This window comes from Altererythrobacter sp. BO-6, from assembly GCF_011047315.1.
Taxonomy (GTDB): domain Bacteria; phylum Pseudomonadota; class Alphaproteobacteria; order Sphingomonadales; family Sphingomonadaceae; genus Erythrobacter.
In genome coordinates, this window is record NZ_CP049259.1 from 1,039,125 (window position 1) to 1,054,686 (window position 15,562).

13 protein-coding genes are annotated in these 15,562 nt (G+C 59.8%); 1 reads left to right on the forward strand and 12 read right to left on the reverse strand.

Going from position 1 to position 15,562, the window contains the following annotated elements; translation table 11 throughout:
* Positions 1 to 89: 89 nt before the first annotated feature.
* Positions 90 to 1,070 carry a phytanoyl-CoA dioxygenase family protein gene (locus G6N82_RS05080; RefSeq protein ID WP_165194373.1) on the forward strand — a complete coding sequence of 327 codons (981 nt, stop codon included), beginning with the start codon at positions 90 to 92 and terminating at the stop codon, positions 1,068 to 1,070.
* 42 nt (positions 1,071 to 1,112) lie between these two features.
* Here the strand turns inward: G6N82_RS05080 and G6N82_RS05085 are convergent, their stop codons facing one another.
* From G6N82_RS05085 to G6N82_RS05140, 12 genes are all read right to left on the reverse strand, one after another.
* Complete coding sequence (locus G6N82_RS05085) at positions 1,113 to 2,330, reverse strand: serine hydrolase (RefSeq protein ID WP_165194375.1); 1,218 nt, start codon at positions 2,328 to 2,330, stop codon at positions 1,113 to 1,115.
* A gap of 2 nt (positions 2,331 to 2,332) precedes the next feature.
* The gene (locus tag G6N82_RS05090; protein WP_165194377.1) at positions 2,333 to 3,346 is read right to left on the reverse strand and encodes a hypothetical protein; all 1,014 of its coding nucleotides are present in this window, start codon (positions 3,344 to 3,346) and stop codon (positions 2,333 to 2,335) included.
* Entirely contained in the window at positions 3,306 to 3,596 is a 291-nt protein-coding gene (locus G6N82_RS05095; RefSeq protein WP_165194379.1) for a hypothetical protein, read from the reverse strand. The genes G6N82_RS05090 and G6N82_RS05095 overlap by 41 nt, the downstream gene beginning before the upstream one ends.
* Positions 3,593 to 4,633, reverse strand: a complete 1,041-nt coding sequence (locus tag G6N82_RS05100) for a class I SAM-dependent methyltransferase (RefSeq protein WP_165194381.1) — start codon at positions 4,631 to 4,633, stop codon at positions 3,593 to 3,595. Before G6N82_RS05100 ends, G6N82_RS05095 begins: the two co-directional genes overlap by 4 nt.
* Complete coding sequence (locus G6N82_RS05105; protein WP_165194383.1) at positions 4,630 to 6,033, reverse strand: MFS transporter; 1,404 nt, start codon at positions 6,031 to 6,033, stop codon at positions 4,630 to 4,632. Before G6N82_RS05105 ends, G6N82_RS05100 begins: the two co-directional genes overlap by 4 nt.
* A gap of 31 nt (positions 6,034 to 6,064) precedes the next feature.
* On the reverse strand, positions 6,065 to 7,423 hold the full coding sequence (locus G6N82_RS05110) for a serine hydrolase (RefSeq protein WP_165194385.1): 1,359 nt from the start codon (positions 7,421 to 7,423) through the stop codon (positions 6,065 to 6,067).
* A 112-nt stretch (positions 7,424 to 7,535) separates the two neighbouring features.
* Positions 7,536 to 10,061, reverse strand: coding sequence for a TonB-dependent receptor (locus G6N82_RS05115; RefSeq protein ID WP_165194387.1), 2,526 nt, complete (start codon positions 10,059 to 10,061; stop codon positions 7,536 to 7,538).
* Between the two features lie 196 nt (positions 10,062 to 10,257).
* Positions 10,258 to 11,256, reverse strand: a complete 999-nt coding sequence (locus G6N82_RS05120; RefSeq protein WP_165194389.1) for an ornithine cyclodeaminase family protein — start codon at positions 11,254 to 11,256, stop codon at positions 10,258 to 10,260.
* 8 nt (positions 11,257 to 11,264) lie between these two features.
* Positions 11,265 to 11,777 (reverse strand): cupin domain-containing protein, encoded by a 513-nt coding sequence (locus G6N82_RS05125; RefSeq protein ID WP_165194391.1) that lies wholly within the window; start codon positions 11,775 to 11,777, stop codon positions 11,265 to 11,267.
* A gap of 13 nt (positions 11,778 to 11,790) precedes the next feature.
* Positions 11,791 to 12,606: an alpha/beta fold hydrolase gene (locus G6N82_RS05130; RefSeq protein ID WP_165194393.1), complete on the reverse strand. Its 816-nt coding sequence runs from the start codon at positions 12,604 to 12,606 to the stop codon at positions 11,791 to 11,793.
* On the reverse strand, positions 12,603 to 14,093 hold the full coding sequence (locus G6N82_RS05135; RefSeq protein ID WP_165194395.1) for an aldehyde dehydrogenase family protein: 1,491 nt from the start codon (positions 14,091 to 14,093) through the stop codon (positions 12,603 to 12,605). Before G6N82_RS05135 ends, G6N82_RS05130 begins: the two co-directional genes overlap by 4 nt.
* 3 nt (positions 14,094 to 14,096) lie before the next feature.
* Entirely contained in the window at positions 14,097 to 15,455 is a 1,359-nt protein-coding gene (locus G6N82_RS05140; RefSeq protein WP_165194397.1) for an MFS transporter, read from the reverse strand.
* Between the last annotated feature and the right edge of the window lie 107 nt (positions 15,456 to 15,562).

Genomic DNA, 15,562 nt, shown 5'->3' on the forward strand with positions numbered 1-15,562 from the left:
ATATCCGATGCGTGGACAAATGAAATCGGCAACGCGCTGCCGGGCACCCGAATTTGGTATCGGTGAGGAGTTTTCGAAGGAGCAATTTCATGCCTCTCAATTCTCGCCCACTCCGCGACGTCACGCAACAGGATATCGATGATTACCAGCGCGATGGGGTGGTTTGCCTGCGCCAGGTGCTCGACAAGGACTGGATCGAACTGCTGGAGCCGATCGCACGCGAGGTCATCATCGAGAAGAAGGATGTTGGCCTGCTTCCCACGATACCGGGGCGATATATGGCGCGCCGACTGGAGGCCTATCGCAAGCTGATGTTCGAAGGCCCGATTGCCGAAGCCGCTGGCAAGGTCCTGCAGTCGAAGGAAATCCGTTTCTATTTCGACGAATTCTTCGCGAAGCCGCCGCAGTCGGACGCCAAGACGCTGTGGCATTGCGACCGCATGGGTTTTCCCGTCGAGGGCAAAATGGTGCCATCGCTCTGGATCCCGCTGACCCCGATCGTGAAGGAAAATTGCCTCGAGGTGCTGGCTGAAACGCAGCATGACGATGTGCCCTATTGGTTGTTCAGCCCCAACGCGCGCAAAATGATCAAGCCCGATGACCGTGTGCCGCACCCGGATATCGAACCACTGCGCGGGCAGGAGGGCAAGCGCTTCCTGACCTGGGACATGGAGCCAGGCGATATGCTGGTGGTCCACCCATGGGCGCTGCACTATTCGGGCGGCAACCCGACCGACGACTGGCGCATCGCGATTTCCGAACGTGTGTTCGGCGACGATATCCGCTGGGCGCCACGCCCCGATTGCCTCAATATCGCTGGCGTTTCCTTCGACGAAATGCTGGATGGCGAAAAGCCCGCCGGGCCGCTGTTCCCGCTGTTGTGGTCGGAAGACGGCCGCAAGGACGACGATAGCGAATATCCGCGTGGCTTCGCCACAACCTGGTCCAAGCGCGAAATGGGTGGCGTCAACGAGTACGACACCTTCAAGAAGATGAAGATCAAGGAAGATGCCGGCGAGCTCTCTGCCAAAGAGCGTTCACCGGATCACCAGAAGGTCGGCATGCACTGAACGGTCGCCTGACAAGCCAATGTGCAGGCGCATGGCAGCTGATCAGTCGATTGCTCGCGCCAGCAAATTAGGCAGGACTGAATCGTCGAACTGCAGGTTGACGAGCCCCGAACGTGCGATCGTTAGCCCCTTGGACGGCATGACGTATACCCGCTGCCCGCCAAACCCGTCGAAATAAACGATGTCCTTCGCGACAAAGGGTTCTGCGTGCGGAACCTTGACGGGATTGGCCGCGCTGTAGGCGCGCTGCGGCGTCCACTCACGCCCCAGCCAGACCTGTAACCCATACTGGGCATTGGCCGCCGACGGCTTTGCCATCGCCGCTATCCAGGCTGCCGACACGATCTGCCTGCCATTCGCCCTCCCCTTATTGCGAATGATCTCGCCGATCCGCGCCCAGTCCCGCAGGTTCGCATGCAACCCGGCATAACCGCGCATCTTGCCCGCCGCATCAAGCCAGATCAGCGCCTCCGATCCGCCCATCTGGCACCACAGTTCCGAATGCAGGAACTGCTCAAGGCTGGCATACCCCGCAGCTGTGACCCGGTGATCGAGCGCGAGAGCCAGTACCTTGCTTACCGCGTTGCCATAAGCAAATTCGCTGCCCGGAGTGGTAGCCAGTTCAGTCTGCAAGGCCACCGCCGCCACATCCGGCGCGAAGATCATCTGCATGAAATTGGCCTGGCCAAGCCCGCTCGACATGGTCAGCATCTGGCGCAACGTAATCTCGCCGCGCGGATCTCCAGCCCATTCGGCAACATAATTGCCCACTGGATCGTCGATCGAACCGATAATCCCTTTGTCGAGCGCGATCCCGTACAGCAGGGCGAGGACTGATTTCATCTGCGAAGCAGATGCGGTCAGCGTCGTTTCGTCAGCCCCGTCGGCATAGCTTTCATGAACCAGCTGGCCGTCTTTCATCACGATCAGGCCGACGCCTTGCTGCTCGTCGGAATAGGCCTTGGCCACCGCTATCGCCGCGGCAAGCTTCGGGTCGGCGGCCTCAGCTTTTGGCACTGGAGCCGCAGTGCAGGCGGTAAGGCGATAAGTGGGCCGATAGCGTTCGACATCCAGGATCGTCGCGCCCTGGAATTCGTCCGGCCGCATCGGGTTGTCGAGATCCGAATAGAGCGAGGCCTGGTCGGCAATCGCCGCATTCGACGAAGCCGTCTCAGCTGCAGTCGGCGTTGCCGTTACGCTGGCACAGGAAGGCAGCAGCAACGCGCTCGTAATCGCGAGGGCAAGAGCACGTGTCCGCATATTCAATCTTCCTGATAGCTTTCGCCGGCCGACGCATCGCCGAGGGCACAAACGTCCGCACGATTGACATGCCGGTCGATGAAATTGAGGCTTACAGCCAAAGCACGCCGGAAGAGCGCTTGGCTGCTCGCTGTTGCAGGCTTCTCGCGCCCGAACATGCCGCCAAAATAGTGATCGATCCCTTCGCCCACCCATAGTGCGCGATTACCTTGCGGCGCATAGTCATGGGACGCCTTGTGCGCGCGCCAATCATCAATGAATCCAGGCAGGATGTCGGCCGTGCCGGTGATCGTGAGTGTCGGCTTGGCAAGCGTGCCCCAGCCTTCTGCCGAAATCATGCCGGGCACTTGGCCCGGCGGCGACCAACCTACCACTGCATCAACCGCTGAATTCGCCCGATTGACCTGCGAACCGTCCGGCTCCGTCGCCATGGCGCCCCCGGGCAATTGCGCCATGATCGCGCCATAGCTGTGCCCGACCGAGGCAAGCCGTTCGGGATCGATTTTCATCCCTCGCTCCGCAAGCGCTCCAGTGATCTCAGCGGTTGGATCAAGCGCCAGCGCCATATCGAGATTGCGCGTACGCCAGGTGTCCGCCGGCGCCGGCCGCTCCGGCAATCCGAACTCTTCTGAATCGATATGCATCGGCGCAATCACGATATAGCCCGCGGCCGCCAGCGAAGCGAGCATCGCGCGATATCGCGTCGGGCTGGCAAAGGCACCATGCGAGAAGCCGATCAGCGGATAGGTTCCGGCCTGTTCAGGGACGAAGATAGTCAGAGGTACCTTGCGACCATTCTCGGCAGTTGCAGTTAGCGAAATTTCAGCAGAGGTCCCGGAAAGCCGCTCGGCACAGGTGGATACAACGGCCGGTGCTACCCGTTGATCGGTCGTCGCACACCCTGCCAGGGTGATGCCGACAACCAAAGCCGAAGCCAGGCGCCCCCGCCGCACAACACCCTGCAAACCAGACGTATCAATTGCCGCCATCGGCACCTTGCAGTGCAGCGATGACATTACCAGCGATCACTTGCAGCGCCTTGTCCGCCCGCGCCTGAAATTGGTCCGAAGGCTGGTAGGTGTCGATCGCTTCGCGCAACACAACGCCGTTCTGCTCAAGCAATTCCTCAAGCACCATCACCCGGTCGCTCAACACAGCGACTTCGCGCGTCAAAGTCAGCACGGCACGGGCCACATTGTCGATATTGTGCGGCCCGAAAATGTCGGATTCGGGAGTATTGAAGCTCTTCGGATCGACGGCGCTCATGGTTTGCGACCCTGGATGACGTGCGGATAGGTTCCTTCCGCCTTCACGTCGACAAATCCTGCCTCACGCGCGATTTCGGCCAGGTCCAGGCTCGCGCTTTCACGCCAATGCGGCTCCCCGCCGAATTTCGCTCCGCGATCGGCCTTCCACACGGCCAGCTTGTCCATATCGGCAAAGCGCGTCACATCGCTCATCAGCATGTCGCCACCGGGTTCGAGCAGGCGGAACGCTTCCTTGAACAGCTTGCGGATCGCATCGGCCGGCATTTCGTGCAGGATGATATAGCTCGCGACCAGGTCAAAACTCCCGTCGGGAAACCCGGTATCCTCCGCCAGCTTCTGGTAGAGTTTCCAACTCCAGCCTTTGGCATTGGCCGTGCGCCATGCGTGCTTGAGCATTTCCGCTGACAGTTCGACCCCGGTGATCTCCGCATCGGGATAGGCCAGTTGCAGGCCAGTAGTGAAATGCCCGGAGGAACAGCCCATGTCCAGGATGCGCTTGTAGTCGTCGCGCGGTGCCATCTTGGCCACATCGCGGCGCTGCTGGAAGATGCCGCCGGGAAAGAAGCGCGCGACCATCTTCTTATGGACGATCTCGCCATGGACATAGCCCATTTCGGGGTGCCCGTCCCACGGGCCGGTGCGATGGAAGCTTACGCCATCCCAATAGGCAGGAGGCTGCAGATCTGGATCGAGTACCAGTGTCGCCGGCCCCGCCTGCGAAGCTTCAAACGCTTCCGTCAAGTCGCGCTTGATCTCTTCATAAGCCTCGGCCGCGATCCTGCCATGCATGCGCCCATGCCAGTCGCCCAGCAATTGCTGCATCGTGTAGGCGCCGCAGTCAGCCAGCAAGGCATCCATATGGGCCAACCGCTCGTCGAGGTCGTCGGGCAAAGCAGACGGATCGGGCACGCGCTGCGCAATTGCTGCATCGACACCTTTACGCACGTCATTCGAAGCAATCGCCATTTGCGCCAGGAAATCGACCGAGGCACGGCCACGCTGGCGCAATTGAGGGTCCTGATAGGTCTGGTTCATGTCGTCACCTGGTCGTGCTTGCGGTTGATATCATCCTCATTCAATCGGTAGCCGGAAAGTAGCCAAATCGCCATGAGCCCGAAAAGCGCCGGCAACCATGATACTGAAACGAGCAGGGCAAAGTTCACGTTCCCGCCTTGCGGAACATCAAAGGGCAGCTTGTTGTTGAACCCGGCGATCGAAAGCGCGAAGCCCACGATCAATGGCCCAACGGCGGCGGTCAGCTTTTCCACGAAGCTGTAAAGCGCCGTGAAGGCACCTTCGCGCCTTACCCCGGTCCGGTTCGCGTCTGCATTGATGATATCGGTCAGCATGGACATCGCCATCACCACGTTTCCGCTGAACGCAAAACCAATCACTGCCGCCCTTACGAACAGCGCCCAAGCGGGCTCGGCGTCACTCGCGAGCGACCAGCTGAGCGCGTAAAGAACATTGGCCGATGCCGCGAGGTAGTATGTGTTGCGCTTGCCAAAACGCTTGGAGAAGCGAACCAGCAGCGGCGCGGAAATGATCGAAGCCGCCGTGCTGACCAGTCCAAAGATCGCCAGCACGTCGAAATTGCGTTCCAGGGTCTGGACGAAGAAATAGGCAAATGCCGCCAGGGTCGTCTGCACGCCCATGAGCTGTGCAAACTTGACGCCGAGCAAGCGCAGGAAGTGGTGGTTGCTCCGCACGGCGCCGAATTCCTCCACCATCTGCGCGGCGTTTGACTTGGTGCTCTTCGTTCCCTGCGTGAACCGCGCCGATGCAGTCGCATAATAGGCGATCATAAGGCTGATGAAGATCAGGACAGCGCACACAATCCCGACGATGGCGTAGCTTTCAGCCTCCGTCTTGCCGAGCCGTTCGAGCGCGAATTTGATGCCTGCCGAGGCAATCAGCGAACCGAGCGAAACGAAAACCATGCGATAGGCGTGGATCGAGGAACGCTCATGATAGCTGTCGGTCATCTCGGCCGGCATCGAGATGTAGGGAATATTGTAGATCGTGTAGGCGATCGCATAGAAGCTCAGCACCACGAACAGGTAAAGGGCCGAGACATACTGGCTTTCGAACGAAGGCGTGGTGAATATCAGCGCGAAACTGGCTGCACCGGTGATTGCTCCCCAGAACAGGAACGGACGCCTGCGCCCACGAGGCGATTCAAAGCGGTCGCTCCAGACGCCGACAATCGGGTCCGTGACCACGTCGATCAGCTTGGCCAGGAATATCACGGTCCCGGCGAGCCAAGGTTCGATCTGCAGGATACTCGCAGCAAACAGCAGGATCAGGCCGGCGATCCCGTTCATCAGCAAGGCAATTCCGAATGCCCCGCTGCCCCAGCCGAGTTTGAGCGAAACGGAAAGCGTGTCGTCATCCGCTCGCGATGCAGCATTTGTGGCGGGAGCTGTTGTTGCCATCAGGCTATGACCCTTTTGTTTGCTGGCATCGTCACCTCGGTTGCGGCTCCGGCATGGGTTTGCCAGCACGCTGGGCTGCGTCGCGGATCAGCATATTGGGTAAGACGGTGTTGTCCCAAGGGGCCTCATTCGGCGGCCGCGCGCCGGTCCGCAGAACGATCATGTTCTGGGACGGTATCATGTAGACTACCTGGTTTGAATTGCCGTCAAACAGGAACAGGTCCTTATCGAGATAGGGTTCGGAATGTTCGACCTTGCCGTAGGGAACATCCGGGTGCGCGAACCCCCGGCGCTCGATATAGGGTCCCGCGATCCACAGGCCCAATCCATAATAAGGGTTTTGTGCTGTTCCGGTCCGCATTTCGGCGACATATCCTTCCGGCAACAGCCGCTGACCTTCCCAGACGCCGTCGTTCATGATCAGCATTGCCATGCGCAGCCAGCTTTGCGCAGGAAGCAGCATGCAGCAGCCCGAATGGGCCGTACCACCCTCCCGATTGACCCAGACGCTGCCGCCCATCGCACCGATCGGTTCAAGCAGCGCTTCGCTGACATACTCGCTGTAGCGTTTGCCTGTGGCACGCTCGATTAACGGCGAAACCAGTTCGGAATTGGCGTTGGAATATTCATACCGCGAGCCCGGTTCATGGGTCATGGGGTAATCGTTTATGATGATCTCGTCATGTCGTGGATGCAGGTACGCACGGTTCAGCATGTCTTCCGGCTTTGGTGAGAAGCCTTGCGGCAACAGCCCGCTGCGCATGTCGAGGAGATAGCGGATCTTGATCTTTTCCCGCTCTGGATCGCCCTTCCACTCCGTGATGAAATCGGCAACCGGCTGGTCTAACGACTTGATGTGACCCTGCATGAGTGCGCGCCCAACGAGCAGCGCCGTGATCGGTTTCGCCAAGGACTTCGAGACTATTGGCGTCGTGGCGTCAAAATCGCCGAAATAGGCTTCATGCTGGAGCGCGCCATCCTTCCAGACAAGGAAGGCCGAAGTGTTGCGCGCCGCCACATAATCATGTGCTTGTGCGATTGCCTGAGCGGATAATGCCGGAGATGCGGTGGCGGGCATCTGCGTTGCTGCTGGGGCGCCCGGCACCGGTTCGAGCGGATCGTAGGAATCAAGTCCGATCCCGGATCTCGCATCATCCATCAACCGGTTGAAGCGGCGCAGATACTCGGCCTCATCTTCGTCCGAATATGCGGAGGTGTCGGTTACTTCGTAAACGTTCATTCCCGGGACCGCTTCGCCACCAGCAGCAGATACTGGCGCAACGCCGGGTGCCTCCTGGCCGGCGGAGGATAATTCGGGCACGGAATAGCTCGCTGCACAACCTGCGGTCAGGCACGCTGCGAACAGACTCACCGCAACACGATCGATCATCGGGTCCTTACTCCACGGCCAATAGGCCATTTTGCCTGAAACCGGGCGCCAGCAGTCCAAACCCCTGCAAAGCGCCCGGCTCGTATTTGCTCAGGCCGACCGGCCTGCACGCTTAGAAGTCGAGCCGAAGTTCGACACCGATCTCGCGCGCCCGTGGCAGGGTACCGAAGGTCTTCCGAGTAGCGAAAGGTACCGCCGAGCCCAAAGAACCGGTGGTTGTACCACCCGACGATGTGAAGCTGAGATCATCGGTCAGGTTCAACCCGTAAAGATCAATGCGCAGGCTGTCGGTGACCTTCGCACCCAGACGGGCATTGAACTTCCAGAAGCCGTTGATCTTGTTGTATTCGAGGTTGTCCTCATAGAAGTCGCCGGTGTAATTGCCGTCGATCCGGAAGAAGACCTCGCGATCAAGGTTGAACAGCTGATCCAGGGCAACCCGTGCACCGAAGGCGCTGGTCCATTTCGAGATGTAACGCGGAACCAGACCATCCGACGAAATGTTGGTTGATCCCGAAATACCCGGGAAAAGGATCTGGGTCACAACCGAGCCGGTGCCGCCAAAATCGGTGAACTGCGCATCCACATAACTGATGTAGCCGTTGAGGTTCAACCATGGCACCGGCTTGAATGTCGCCTCTGCTTCGATCCCCTTATATTCGGAGTCGCCGGCCGTGTAGAGCGGGCGGAACTGCGGCCCCAGGTTGAAGGTGATCTGGTTCTTCCAGTCCATCATGTAGGCAGCAACCGATACGCTGAGGTTCGAGGTTGGCTGTGCCTTGACGCCAATCTCGTAGGCAGTGAGCTTTTGCGGGTCGGTGAACAGGCCGATATTCTCGACCGTCAGGCCAAGGTCTGCGGCATTGGGGAACAGCAGCGCATATTCTGTGATATTGGTGTCTTGCCCCAGCAGATAGCTCAAAGCGAAGCTGCCGTAGATATTCAGGCTGTCATTAGGATTATAGGACAGCAAGACACGCGGCATGAACTTGTTGAGCTTCTGGTCCTTGTCGGCAACGAACCTGACACTAGCCGGCAGATTGTTCCGGTCATAGTCACGCAGCGTCGGGCCGTTGTAGACCGTGGTCAGCGTGTCCCAAGCATAGCGACCTTCCACCGACAGGGTCAGCTGGTCGGTTATGTCGAAATCGACCGAACCGAACAGTGCATCCGATGTCAGATCGGAGAAGGTAAGCGGGTTGTCATCAGAGGCGCCGCCGAAACCTGCGAACAGCGGGAACTCGATCAGCCGGACCTTCGAGTCGATATGACTGTAACCGAATACGTAACGCAGCCGCTTGTCATCGGGAGAAGCAATCCGGATTTCGCCGACCAGGTCAGCCGCATAAGACGCCAGTGCCCCAACCAGGATGTTCGGGCTTGCCGGATCGCTTTGTCCATAGTTGGTATCGTTGATCCGGTAATTGCCCGCACGACCGTATGAGAGGATCGCGCTGATCGTGTGATCGCCCAGTTCAAAATCGCCTGACTGGTTCACACGCCAGGTATAGTAATTGTTGCCAAGCCCATTGGGAGCGCTCGGGATCGGGAGACCTTGTGCTTCCGGAGGAAGCGTTTGGTAAAACGGGATTTGTGCACTGAATGGGCTAAGCGGAACGGTATTCCCTTCGAAGCTGCCGACCGGCGAAACATTGAAGCCGTTCTTGTCATAGTCAGGAATGTTGCCGCAGAACGTCCCGCGATTGCTCAAGGAGAGATCGGTCGAGAAATCGCCGATTTCATCGCCAGTCGCAATGTCGCGCAGCCTGCCGCTGTAGACCAGGTCGCAATCGCCCGGTGCAGTCGTGTAATCGAGCGAAACAAGGCCGCGTGTATCTTCGGCGTCGACCCAGTAAGCGGTGGTTTTCAGGCGGATGGGTCCGCTATCAAACAGCAAGGTACCCTGCAGGGCCAAGGTCTTGTCCTCACCCAGCGGGTCGCCGTTACCATAGGTAAAATCGGCTCCTTCCCGGCGATAATAGGCACCGACGCGAGCACCGAGGCTCTCTGCCAGAGGAAGGGAAACAGCGCCACTGACCTGGTATGTATCCTGATCGCTGGGCGAATAGAGCGCCTGTGCGAAACCTTCGATCTCGTCGCCCGGCTCGGTCGGGAAGAAGTTCACCGCCCCGGCAAAGGTGTTGCGGCCGAAGAAGGCATTTTGCGGCCCCTTGATCACTTCAACCCGGCCGATATCGAACAGCGGCAACAGGCCGGCACCGGCGGAAAGATAGGCACCTTCATAGAACACCGCACCGGCGCGCGCTGCGGGGTTTTCGTTCTGCACGGCGACGCCGCGGAAACGGATGTTGGGGTTTTCACGGCCCGATGAACCGCCCTGGCCCACCTCCTGGAAAACGAAGCCGGGCGTATAATTCGAAAGCTGGGCAGCCGTCTGGATCCCGCGATCGGCAATCTCTTCCTGGGAGAAGACTGAGATGGCCAAAGGCACTTCAAGCAGCGTTTCTTCGCGCTTACGCGCAGTAACGATAATCACGTTCTGGTCGGTCGACGAAGCTTCTTCGTTTGCGCCCTGGCTCTGCGCAGCGGCACCGGTTCCCGTAAGCGCCAAGGTCGAAGCTGCCGCAAGTGTAGCGGCCTTCAGCGCCCGAACGCTATTCGCATGTGAGTTCCTCATATCTTATCTCCCCATTCAAAAGGACTGCTCCTCTCGATCTTCCTATTCGGCCAAAAGCCCCTCCCTCGTCGTGCCTCTTCAAGCTAATTGCCCACTGTGCGAACAGATGCCCATTTGGCGGGCACTATCATTCGGCATCCCGCATCCCGGGACCTGTGAGTGATCGATGAAACTGCGTCGGCTCCGCCGCCCTGTCTTAGGCAAGCAGGTCGATCTCGATTCCCGCCCCTTCGGCTTGCGCCGCGCGCCAGACCATATGCGCTGCAGCAAGATCCTGCGCAGCCACGCCCAGCGATTTGTAGCAGGTGATCTCGTCCGCAGAGCTACGCGCCGGGGCGTCGCCTGCCGCAACCTCGCCGATTTCCGCAACGATGTGATCTTCCGTTATGATCCCAGCCTCGATCGCCTTCAGCAGTTCGCCTGCAGCCGCCATGGCTGCCGGGCGATAGTCCACATAGTAGCGACTGCGCCTGACTGCCTCATGATCGACCTCTGAGGTTGTCGGGATAGCCGATCCGACAAGATTGAGGTGCTGGCCTGGCTTCAGGTCCGCCCCGAACAACACAGGTTCCTTGGCGGAAGTGGTTGTGCAGACGATGTCGGCATCCTTTACTGCCGGAGCTGGATCATCTGCCGGTTCGACCGGAATGCCGTACTGGTCTGTGGCCTCGCGGGCGAAGGCTGCCGCCCGTTTGGCGTCGCGTCCCCACACGGTGACATGACTGATCTGGCGCACCGCCTGCATCGCGGGGATGTGGCGCATGGCCTGTTCGCCATTGCCGATGATCGCCAGCCGTGTGGCATCCGGGCGCGCCAGCAGGTCGGTCGCCAGAGCGCTGGCCGCTGAGGTGCGAATGGCAGTCAGCGAGGAGCCTTCGACCATCGCCAGCGGTATCCCCTTGGCACTATCGAACAGCATTACCATGCCGACATGCGTTCCAAGCGGGTCGCCATGCGGCCGCTCGTATTTGCAGACGAGCTTGATCCCGAAACTTGCGTCCTCCGCCACGCCCGCTTCACCGAGCGAGCCCGGCATCAGCGCCAGTTTACCCGGCGCCCCTGGCACCGGCATGAACTGGCGGATCGGCAAGGATACATCGCCGCGCGACGTCGCGATCATCGCTGCACGCATAACAGCTACGCAGGCGGACACCGGGAGCAAGCGCTCCACTTCGGATTGGGTAATGATGCGCATGGCTGTGATCAACTGCCTCGCGGCGGGAGGAAGCGCATCTTGTCCATCACTTCCTGGACATTGCCGGGGCGATCGAACGGCTCAGGCATCGGATCACCGGGCTGGCGTTCACGCCCGATCGCATTGAACCAGTCTTCGAGGCCGGGTGGAAAGAACACCCAGAACATCTTCAGGTCGGTTTCGCCGGTGTTCTTGATCCAGTGCGTGCAATTGCGCGCGAACAGGATCGTCGTGCCGGGACCGAAAGCAGTCACCTCACCGTCGATATCGACCTCGCCAGTGCCTTCGTAAACGAAGATCAGCTCGTGGTTCTGCTTGTGGCCGTGTTCGCGCACCATACATCCCGGCGGCATGACCTGGATGCCGCTGGAAAAGGTGTCATACGGCATGTTGTCGGGTGTCAGGTTGACATTGACATAGCCACGGCTGGGCATCGGTTGCCACAGCGATCGGCCATCGTCGGGGCCGACAATCACCGATTTGCCCTTGGTTATATGGCCAACTGGCGGGTGAACGGACATGAGCGCTGGCTCCTCAGTTCTTCAGGAATTCGAGTACACGCGGATTGTAGACATCGGGTACCACCATCGGACAGAAGTGGCCGCCGTGGTCCGCCAAATGCTTCTCCGCACCCGGGATCAGCCGCGCCATCTCTTCGGTGAAGCCTGGCGGAGTGAGCTGGTCATCCATGGCGCCGATACAGAAAGTGGGCACGGCGATCTGATGCAGGCGGCTGCGCAGGTCATGGGTGTAGACCGCGTTGATGCGTGACAATTCGACCTCAAGCCCGGGAAAAGCCGCCAGCCGCTCTTCCATGAATGCGCGCGCGCTCTTCATCTGCGGCTGCAGATGGCGGCTCGGCATGGCAAGATATGTGCCGATGGTAAGATAAGCGAGTGGGCCGCAGCTGATCAGGATCTCGCGGCGCGTACGAAACAGCTCGGTCAGATAGGTGTCCGGCCCGGCCCAGCTGCACGACAGGACCAGCTTTTCCAGCCGCTGCGGCGCTTTCAGCGCGATATGCTGTCCTATCGCGCCGCCAGTCGAATGCCCGATCAGGTTCGCCCGCTCGATCTGCATTGCATCCATCAGCGCCAGCACATCGTCTGCCATGTGTTCCGCGCCGTAGACGACCTTGTCAGGGGTACTTTCGCCGCATCCGCGGTGGTCGAATGTAATCACGCGAAAAAGTCGGGCGAAAAACTGGACCTGTTTCGTCCAGAAGGCGCCCCTTCCGCCAAGACCGGCCACCAGAAACAGATCCGGGCCATCGCCCGTGATCTCGGTATGGATTTCCGCGTCCCCGACATCGACGCGGCGCACTTCGGTTGGAATCAGAGTTTCGCTCACCAGCCCGCCTTCAATTGCGTGAAAACCGATTTGGTATTGAGGTAAAGCTCCAGTCCATCGCGGCTGTTCTCACGCCCGATGCCCGATTGCTTGTAGCCACCCAGCGGCACGTCCCAGTCTGCACCCATCGCCGTATTCACGCCGATGATGCCAGCCTTGATCTTGCGCGCCATTGTGTGTGCCGCTGTCACGTCCCTCGTCCAGACGCATCCGGCCAGGCCATAGTCGCTGTCATTGGCGAGCGCGATGACCTCATCTTCGCTTGCGAAGCTCTGCGTCACGAGTACCGGGCCGAAAATTTCCTCTCGCACGACTGTCATGTCGTTTGTGGTACCGGAAATGACGGTCGGCTCCAGGAAGTAACCGCTGTTGCCATGACGAACACCGCCCGAGACGACTTCCGCCCCTTCGCTCAGGCCTTTTTCGATATAGCCGGTCACGCGCTCGAACTGCTTCGCCGAAACCAGCGGGCCCAGTTGGCTTTCGTCATCAAGGCCCGGCGCGATCTTCAGCGATTTACCGAATTCGGCGATGCCCTTGATCACTTCGTCCTTCACATCCTCATGCACGTAAAGGCGCGAAGGCGCAGTGCAGGTCTGCCCGCTGTTGTAGAAAATGCCGAGCGCAGAAGCCGGGATCGCTGCCTCGAGATCCGCATCGGGCATGATGATGTTGGGCGACTTGCCGCCCAGCTCAAGGCTGACTTTCTTGAGCCCTTCGGCAGCCGCATGGGCAATGACCTTGCCGGTCGCGGTGGAGCCGGTGAAGGCGATCTTGTCGATCGCCGGGTGGTTGACCAGCGCCGCGCCAACGGTGTGGCCATAACCGGTCACGATGTTGAGCACGCCTTCGGGCAGGCCAGCCTCCAGCATGATCTCGCCCAGCCGCAAAGCCGTGAGCGAGGTGTCCTCGGCAGGCTTCAGAACCGCAGTGCAACCGGCGGCAAGGCATGGCCCCAGCTTCATCGCTGCCATCACCAACGGGTAGTTCCACGGCACCACCAATGCCGCCACGCCTACCGGTTCCTTGATGGTGTAGACGTGGTGCTCGCCCGGCATGTTGATGTTGTGCGTGCTGCCCTGGATCTTGTCGGCCCATCCCGCGTAATAGCGGATTGCTCCGATCGCTGCGGCGATATCGCCGCGCGCGAAATTGATCGGCTTGCCATTGTCGAGCGTTTCAAGCTGGGCCAGCTGCTCCGCATTGGCTTCCATCAGATTGGCGATGCGGTTCATCAGCAGGACGCGCTCGCCGGGCTTCATGTGCGGCCATGGGCCTTCGTCGAACGCCTTGCGCGCAGCCATGACGGCCCGATCGACATCGGCCACTGCGGCGTCGGCGATCCGGCCCAACACATCGCCATCAGCGGGATTGACGATATCGATCGCGCTGTCGGAAGACGGGTCACGCCAGTCCGCGCCAATCAGGATCTTCTTGTCCTTGCCAAGGAAGGATGTGGTTTCCGGGGCTAGTGCGATGAGCGCCATTAATCAGGACTCCAAGGAAGATTGAGTGGTTGAACTTGCTGCCGCAAGCGCGCGGTAGGGGCGGAGTGCCGCAAGGCACAGGAACACGCCGACGACCATGATTGCCGGCGAGGCAACTGCGAGCGATTTGTCGATTGCTTCTGGCGAGGCGAAAACCGAATCCGTCAGCCAGGCGATCAGGATCGGGCCGGCGCTGTACCCCAGCAAATTGGCAATGAGCAGGTAGACGGCGACTACCTGCGCACGCATCCGGTTGGGCGTTATCAGCGGGAATGTCGAAACGCCGGCGCCAAACGGGACCGTGCCCAGGAAAATGACGAGGCCGAGCAGCGCCAGGGATGCCCAGGCGTTTCCGACCAGCGGGAATGCTACCGCACACGGTATCGCAAGCATGATCGCGTAGACCGGCAGGCGAATTGTCGCATCGACAATGCCCTGCGCCAACCAACGCTCAGCTAGGAAGCCGCTCACCACAACTCCGCCGATCCCGGCCAGCATGACTACGGGGCCGAAATACTGGCCGACTTCAAGCTGGGTCCATCCGTAGACCCGGATGAAAAAACTCGGTGCCCAGGAGCCGATCCCGTATTGCGCCGCCACAAAGCAGGCGAAGCCGAGCATCAGTGGCGCGAACACCCACAGATGCGATCGCAGGAAACTGATCACTTCCAAAGCCGGCGGTGCATCGTCTGTCGCCAGCACGACTGTGTCATCACGGCGCTGCGGTTCGCGCACGAACAGCAACAGGAAGAATACCGGCACGCTCAGCAGCGCCACTGCCATAAACGTCAACTGCCATGGCGCAAAAGTTCCAAAAGGCAGTGTTTGCGGGCCGATAGCCTCGAGCTTGGCGTAGAGGAACCCGCCGACCATCAATGCAAAGCCGGAACCGATGAAGCCGGAGCCGGTGAAAACGCTGACCGCGGCCGGGAGTTTCTCTTTGGAAAAATAATCCGAAATGATCGAGAAGCCTGCGGGAGCGAGTGTCGCCTCACCGATCCCCACCAGCATGCGGGTGATAAACAGTACCGCAAAACCGATCGCGAGGCCGCTTGAGAATGTCGCTGCCGACCAGCAGATCAAGCCGCCCAGGATCACCCATTTCCGGTTATGGCGATCTGCCAGCCAAGCCAGCGGCAACGCCATGAACGCATAAAGCAACGCAAAGGAAAATCCCTGCAGCAGGCTGATCTGGACGTCGGTGAGAGCCAGATCTGCCTTGATCGGCTCTACCAGCAGGTTGATTATCTGGCGGTCGATCCAGCTGACGATAGAAGCAATCGAAAGGGCGATGACGACGAACCATGCCTGCTTGCTCGAAGGAAGCTGGATTGGCGCGGTTTTGCTGGTGGATTGCAACATGGCGACTGCCTACTCCGCTCTCGTTCAAGGCGCACACTGAGGGACGTCAATATCCGCGTGGTGGACAAGGCCCTGCCGACCCTCGCGAGCAAGGTAGTTTCGCATAC